This window comes from Flavobacterium gawalongense (assembly GCF_007097265.1).
In the GTDB taxonomy this organism is placed as follows: domain Bacteria; phylum Bacteroidota; class Bacteroidia; order Flavobacteriales; family Flavobacteriaceae; genus Flavobacterium; species Flavobacterium gawalongense.
This window is the reverse complement of the sequence record NZ_VJZP01000062.1, coordinates 1-6,890: the sequence shown is the minus strand read 5'-3', so window position 1 is coordinate 6,890 and position 6,890 is coordinate 1. Positions and strand designations below refer to the sequence as shown.

The window sequence follows — 6,890 nt, the reverse complement described above, 5'->3', positions numbered from 1 at the left end:
CCAAATCTGAACTTCTCAAACAAGAATCTCGTTTTCAACAATGGTTCACAGGCTAAACCCTGCAAGTTGGGTTAATTTTGGATTAAATTAACAAATGTCCGAATATAGAAGTCAACATTTTTAAGTACTTTTGTGGCACTTTTATAAAACGAAATTCACTTTCAAATGAATCAAAAACTATATTCTATTTTGTTCTCTACACGATTAATGGCTATTCTTTTCTTAACTTTTGCAATCGCAATGGGAGCAGGAACTTTCATCGAAAGCAAGTACAACACTGATACAGCTCGAATTCTAGTTTATAACTCTTGGTGGTTTGAAGCCATAATGGTTTTCTTTGTGATTAATTTCATTGGGAATATCAAACGATACCAATTGTTAAAAAAAGAAAAATGGGCTACTTTATTACTCCATTTGTCTTTTATTTTTATCCTTTTGGGAGCTTTTGTGACACGATATATCAGTTATGAAGGAATGATGCCCATTCGCGAAGGCGCAGCTGAAAATCAGGTTTTTTCAGACAAAACCTTTCTTACTCTTTTTGTAGATGGTGAATATAAAGGGGAAATGAAACGCAGGGTTTTTGAAAAACAAGTACTGCTTTCTCCGGCTACCAATAATAATTTCAGTATTTCAGATAAGTTTGCCGATACGTCATTTGAAGTGAACTATGAAAATTTTATCATGGGAGCTAAAGAGTATATCAAACCGGATCCTAAAGGAGTTTTGTATTTAAAATTAGTGGAAGCAGGAGATGGTGGACGTGAAGAACATTTTTTGAAAGATGGTGAAGTACAAAACATTCATAATGTATTATTTGCTTTAAATAAATATACAGATGGAGCCATAAATATCAATACAACGGGAAGTAGTTACACCATTCAAACTCCATTTGAAGGTGCGTTCATGCGTATGGCCGATAAATTTCAAGGAAAAGTGACAAAAGACAATAGTCAGCCTTTGATGATGCGCTCGTTATATACCATTGGTGAAATGCGATTTGTATTTCCTGATCCAGCTGTAAAAGGTGTAATTGATTATGAGTCTAAAAATGATTTTAAAGCTAAGAATCTTGAAGATGCATTAGTGGTAAAAATAACTGCTGACGGACAAGAAAAAACAGTTACAGTAGTAGGTTCTAAAGGTAAAATTGGCGAAGCCAAAACAGTAAAAATAGGAAATAACGATTATACTTTGTTCTACGGAAGTAAAGCGTATGTCTTGCCTTTCAAGATAAAATTGAATGATTTTATTGCACAGAAATATCCCGGAACAGAGAAAAGTTATTCCTCATTTGAAAGTCAGGTGACCGTTCAGGATTCAGTTAAACCTTTCGATGCCAGAATATACATGAATAATGTCTTGGATTATAAAGGATATCGCTTTTTCCAGTCGGGTTTCGATCCTGATGAAAAAGGAACAATATTATCCGTAAACCATGATTTTTGGGGAACTTGCATTACGTATGGTGGTTATTTTATGTTGTTTTTTGCCATGATGTCGATTATGTTTACCAAGTATTCCCGTTTTGCCGATGTAAAACGAAAACTGGAAGTGGTAAAAACTAAAAAAGCAAAACTCTTGACCATTTTAGTTTTGTTATTCAGTTTCAATAGTTTCGCACAAGAACACGATCACGCGGATCACGAAGGACATGCACATACTGAAACCGAGGCAGCAGCGGAAACGCATGCGAATCACACCAAAAAAGTATTAAGTCAAAATGAATTAGAAGAACTTATAACGAAATATAAAGTTCCTGAAATACATGCGGCAAAATTTGGAAGGTTAATTATTCAGGATGCTGGTGGAAGAATGAAGCCAATCAATACTTTTTCTTCTGAATTGTTGCGAAAAGTGAGTCATAATGATACTTACAAAGGAATGAATTCCGATCAGGCATTTTTGTCAATGACACAATATGCGAATTATTGGATAGAAATTCCAATTATCTACATCAAAAGTGGGAATGATAGTATTAGAAAAATTATTGGGATTGACAAAGAAGCGAAATATGCTCCTTTTGTATCCTTTTTTGATGAAAAAGGAAATTATAAACTCTCTAAATATTTAGATGAAGCATTCAAATCAGCAAATCCAAACCAATTCGAAAAAGATTTTATCGAAACCGATAAAAAAGTAAATCTGATGGAATCGGCCTTGAGCGGGCGAATATTAAAGATTTTTCCAATTCCGGATGATAAAAACAACAAATGGATTTCCTATTTGGAACTCAACGAATCAGGCTTGAAAGGCATGGAAGCGACGTACACTAAAAATGTATTGCCTTTGTATTTTGGTTCTTTGACTAACGCTTCAACCTCGAATGATTACAAAACTGCTGATGAGTTATTGGAAAGTATGAATGGTTTCCAAAAACGTTTTGGCAGTAAAGTGAGACCAAGTGAAGAAAGAATTACATCAGAAGTGTTGTATAATAAATATGATGTTTTCAATAAACTTTTTTATTGGTATATTTTAGCGGCGATTTTGATGTTGTTTTTTACGATTTTGCAAATCTTCAAAGAGCGCAAAGTATTAGCTATAGCAGTAAATACAATGCATATTATTGTAGGATTATTATTTGTATTGCATACTGCGGGCTTAATTGGCCGTTGGTATATTTCCGGTCACGCACCTTGGAGTAATGCGTATGAATCTATAGTTTATATTGCATGGGCAACTATGTTTTTTGGATTGGCCTTTGACCGAAAATCGAAACTTACTGTAGCATCCTCAGCATTTGTAACTGCAATGATTTTATTTGCAGCTAACTTAAATTGGATTGATCCGGAAATTGCAAATTTGCAACCTGTTTTAAATTCGTATTGGTTAATGATTCACGTTGCTGTTATCGTTGGAAGTTATGGACCATTAGCTTTAGGAATGATTTTAGGAGCGGTAGCATTATTGCTAATTATGTTTACTAATGAAAAGAATAAAGTAAAAATGGATTTAAACATTCAAGAGATTACTTACATCAATGAAATGGCTTTAACAATTGGACTTATCATGCTAACTATTGGTAACTTTTTAGGAGGACAATGGGCTAATGAAAGTTGGGGTAGGTATTGGGGTTGGGATCCAAAAGAAACTTGGGCATTGATTACTATTATGGTATATGCTTTTGTCATTCATGCCCGATTTGTTCCTTCTTTACGAGGTAAATGGATTTTTAACCTGATGAGTATGTTCGCTTTTATTTCTACATTGTTTACCTATTATGGTGTGAATTTTCACTTAGTAGGGTTGCATTCTTATGCGAGTGGAGAAGCTCATTCCTTAAACTGGATATGGTATTCATTAGGAGTCATAACTTTATTTGGAGCTATTACGTATCCAAAATACAAAAAGTATTATAAGAAATAGGATTTAATTATTTCCATAAAAAAAGGTTCAACTTTACGGTTGAGCCTTTTTTTATTCATCAATTTCCACTTTTGTCATTTTATAATATTCTAATGGAGAAACCCCTGAAACTTCTTTGAAACTCGTAAAAAATGGATTGTATGAAGTAAATCCAACCTTTTTTGATAATGAGTCTAAAGTGTTGTTTTTTAGATAGTTTAGTTCGATGTGCTTAATTGCATCATGGATTCGGATTACTTTTTTATATTCAGAAAAGGAAATTGTTGAATGGTATTTAAATATATAAGAGATATGACTTTTTGGGATATTCAGTTTGTTGGCTAAATCAGTAATTGTCATTTTGGGGTCTCTAAATAGTTCATATTTAAAAGATAGTTTTTCAATTTCTTCAATGTATACTAAAATATTTTTATCTATTTTTTCTTTTAAAACAAGATGTTGGCTATTATTTAATTTGCTATTAGAAGATATATTCCAAATCTCATTTAGTTCTAAGTTAGAGCTTCTATTTTCATTTATTTTCCTGTAAAGAGTACCATATCCATAAAGTATTTCAGGAGAAATTAATATTTTAAATAGAATTAGTAACCAAATAAGAGCCGATATCCATTGATAACTAATCCCTTTAATGTAAATATTATAATAGATCTCCAGAAGGATTGATACAAGAAGTCTAATTGTTATTAATGTAATTACAATAAATAAAAATAACGTCCAATTGTTAATTAATTCATTTTGCTTATTAATCACTTTAATATCAACTTCTCTGGTCCAAATATTTTTTTTTAATAGCCTGTAGCATAGAATAATATAAAATGAAGTATATGCAAAAAAAATGGTGTAAAAAATAAGTTTTAATCGTATTGAAGGGTGCTGAAAATCATTAAACTTGATTATGAATAAAAAAAATGTTGTTGGAAAAATAAAATGCAATAATTCTTTGCTATCAAAATATTTATTGTTACTAGATAAATTTTTTAAATATAAATAAAAGAGTGGAATTGCTACTGCTGAGAAGTTTGAATATTTATAGAAAGAGTCCTTAAAAGAGTCATCCGAAATAAAATAAGTTAACCCAATTATTAAATGACGGAATGAAATGATGAGTATTAATAAAATTATATACAAATTCATTACCCTATTTGATTTGTAACTTGTAAAGATTAATAGAGTAGTTACTAAACCAATTATACCGGTAATAATGCAAAGGAAATTTGTTGCCATTTGATTTTATATATAGTTTTTAACATTTAAAAAGAATGAAAATGGGGTTCTTTTTATTAATTAAGCAAATGCTACTAATGAATATTTCTTTGGTTTTTCTTAGTGTGTTATCAAATATAGTTTTTTTGTTTAATCATTAAGTTGCTAAAATATGAAAAAATATTTCTCATATTTTTAAATTAATACTACAATTGAATACTTTTTTTTATGATTTCCTGTTTCTTTTATTGTTATGGTGTCTTACATGACTTCAGTTTAATTTAATAGTTACTAAAAACTGAAAAGTTGTTACTGATTAAGCTTATTTTCAAACCTTTATAATTTTATCGATAAACAGCAAATTATACGGCTTAGATTTGTTGAAATTATTTTTTATGAGGTATTTACTTATATTTTTCACTTTGACTTTTCAGGGTCAAGTTTTGCATCATCAAATGCTATCTTCACAAGGATTGTCTAAAAAAATGCCTGATGGTTCGATTATAAGGCAAACAATAGGGCAACAAACTCTTATTGGTACTTCAAGTAACAATTATGTAGTTATGCAGGGATTTCAACAAAGTATTTGGGGTAAATATATTTACTCTAATTTAATTGATGATATCAAAACCACAACTTATCCCAATCCATTTATTGAAACTATTAATTTTCAATTTTCCAAACCTATTAATGGACTTATAGAAGTAAATATTTTTGACATAGTGGGTCGTAAGATATTTGAACTAAAGAAAAAATCAAATGACAACATTCTGATTATAGATTTATCATTATTACCCAGTTCAGAATACCTAATTCGATTGAATGCATTCAACTTCAGTTATTATACTAAAATCATCAAACTATGAAAAAAAACTACTTATTATTTATTATTCTTTTTGTATCATATCAAGTTTTTTCTCAGGAAATTTTTTTTAATACTGGGAAGAACTTTACAAAATATGACTACAAAGATTCTTCTGGACAATCAAATTTTTATCTTCAAAGTGGAGTAGGCAGTTTTTTCGAGTTAGGCATATCTAAGCCATTAAAGAATAAAACATTCTATGCAATTGGATTGTCTTTAGATGATTACAATGCTATTGGTAGTAATTCCGTTATTTCATACCGATGGGACACAAAATATTTAGGTATCAATAGTGAATTAAATTATTCGATTTTACCCTCAACAATACTTTTAAATAAAAATTTCAATTTTTTTATAAAAATTGGATTAAAAGGGGCAACAATAATTTATGGAAAACAGGAAATAGATGGGTTTTATTACGATTTAGTAAAACATAAAGAATTTTCAGGAATAGTACTCGTTCCACATATAGGATTTCAAGCCAAGTACAGTATTTCATCTTTTGGATTTTTAAGTATTGGTTATAATTTTAGTAAGAGTTTGAATAATTCTAATGTTAATGGCGAAAAATTATCATTTGATACTAATCAAATTCAATTAGGAATTCACTTCACTATAAATAAAAATTAATTATGAAAAAAATAATTTTACTTTTTATACTTTTATTAAGTGCCAAAAGTATTGGGCAAATAAAAGGAATTAGTTATCAAGCTGTAATTCTCAATCCAAAAGGGGAACAAATACCAGGTGTAAATAACTCAAATACACCACTTGCTAACGGTGATATTTGTTTACTATTTAAATTTTTTGATGAATATTCAAAATTGGAATATCAAGAAGTTGTTCAAACTAAAACGGATCAATATGGAATGGTTAATTTAATAATTGGCAATGGAACACAAACAGGTGGATATGCTATTTCTTTTGATACTGTAATATGGGATTCTTTAAAGAAAACTTTAGTAGTTGCTATAAACTCAAATGGAAATTGTTCTTCATTTACAGAAATTAGTAATGAGCCTTTTACCTATGTTCCTTTTGCCTATTCGTCAACTAATGCTATAAATGTAACAGGTGTTGTGTCTATTGAAAATGGAGGTACTAATGCTACATCTCTTTTAGGTGCAAAAACTAACTTTGGTATTGATAAAATTGACAACACAAGTGATTTGAATAAACCACTTAGTATAGCTACTGTAAATGAATTGAGTTCTAAAGAAAATTTATCTAATAAGAGTACGAGCATTATAACTGATGGTGCATCAGATGTGAAATACCCAAGTGTAAAATCGGTTAAAGATTATGTTGACGCCTCGGCAACATCGAGTTCAACTGCTTTGGCTTCAGAAGTATCCCGTGCTACGACTGCAGAAGCAACCAAAGAAGCTTTAGCAAATAAAAGTACAAACCTGACCGCTGACGGCGCATCAGATGCGAAATACCCAAGTGTAAA

At 30.2% G+C, this 6,890-nt stretch carries 5 protein-coding genes; 4 read left to right on the top strand and 1 reads right to left on the bottom strand.

Annotated features, from left to right (window positions below; all coding sequences use genetic code 11):
• Nucleotides 1-165: 165 nt before the first annotated feature.
• Complete coding sequence (gene ccsA / locus FNW38_RS17095) at nt 166-3,369, top strand: cytochrome c biogenesis protein CcsA (protein ID WP_144065104.1); 3,204 nt, start codon at nt 166-168, stop codon at nt 3,367-3,369.
• Between the two features lie 51 nt (nt 3,370-3,420).
• Here ccsA and FNW38_RS17090 read toward each other — a convergent pair whose 3' ends face one another.
• Entirely contained in the window at nt 3,421-4,593 is a 1,173-nt protein-coding gene (locus tag FNW38_RS17090) for a helix-turn-helix domain-containing protein (protein WP_143388970.1), read from the bottom strand.
• Nucleotides 4,594-4,967: 374 nt separating this feature from the next.
• Between FNW38_RS17090 and FNW38_RS17085 the strand changes: the two genes are divergently transcribed.
• From FNW38_RS17085 to FNW38_RS17075, 3 genes are all read left to right on the top strand, one after another.
• Nucleotides 4,968-5,438 (top strand): T9SS type A sorting domain-containing protein, encoded by a 471-nt coding sequence (locus FNW38_RS17085; RefSeq protein ID WP_143388969.1) that lies wholly within the window; start codon nt 4,968-4,970, stop codon nt 5,436-5,438.
• Nucleotides 5,435-6,067, top strand: coding sequence for a hypothetical protein (locus FNW38_RS17080; protein ID WP_144065103.1), 633 nt, complete (start codon nt 5,435-5,437; stop codon nt 6,065-6,067). The genes FNW38_RS17085 and FNW38_RS17080 overlap by 4 nt, the downstream gene beginning before the upstream one ends.
• Nucleotides 6,068-6,069: 2 nt before the next feature.
• A partial coding sequence (locus FNW38_RS17075; RefSeq protein ID WP_218043841.1) for a hypothetical protein occupies nt 6,070-6,890 on the top strand: 821 nt, incomplete at its 3' end.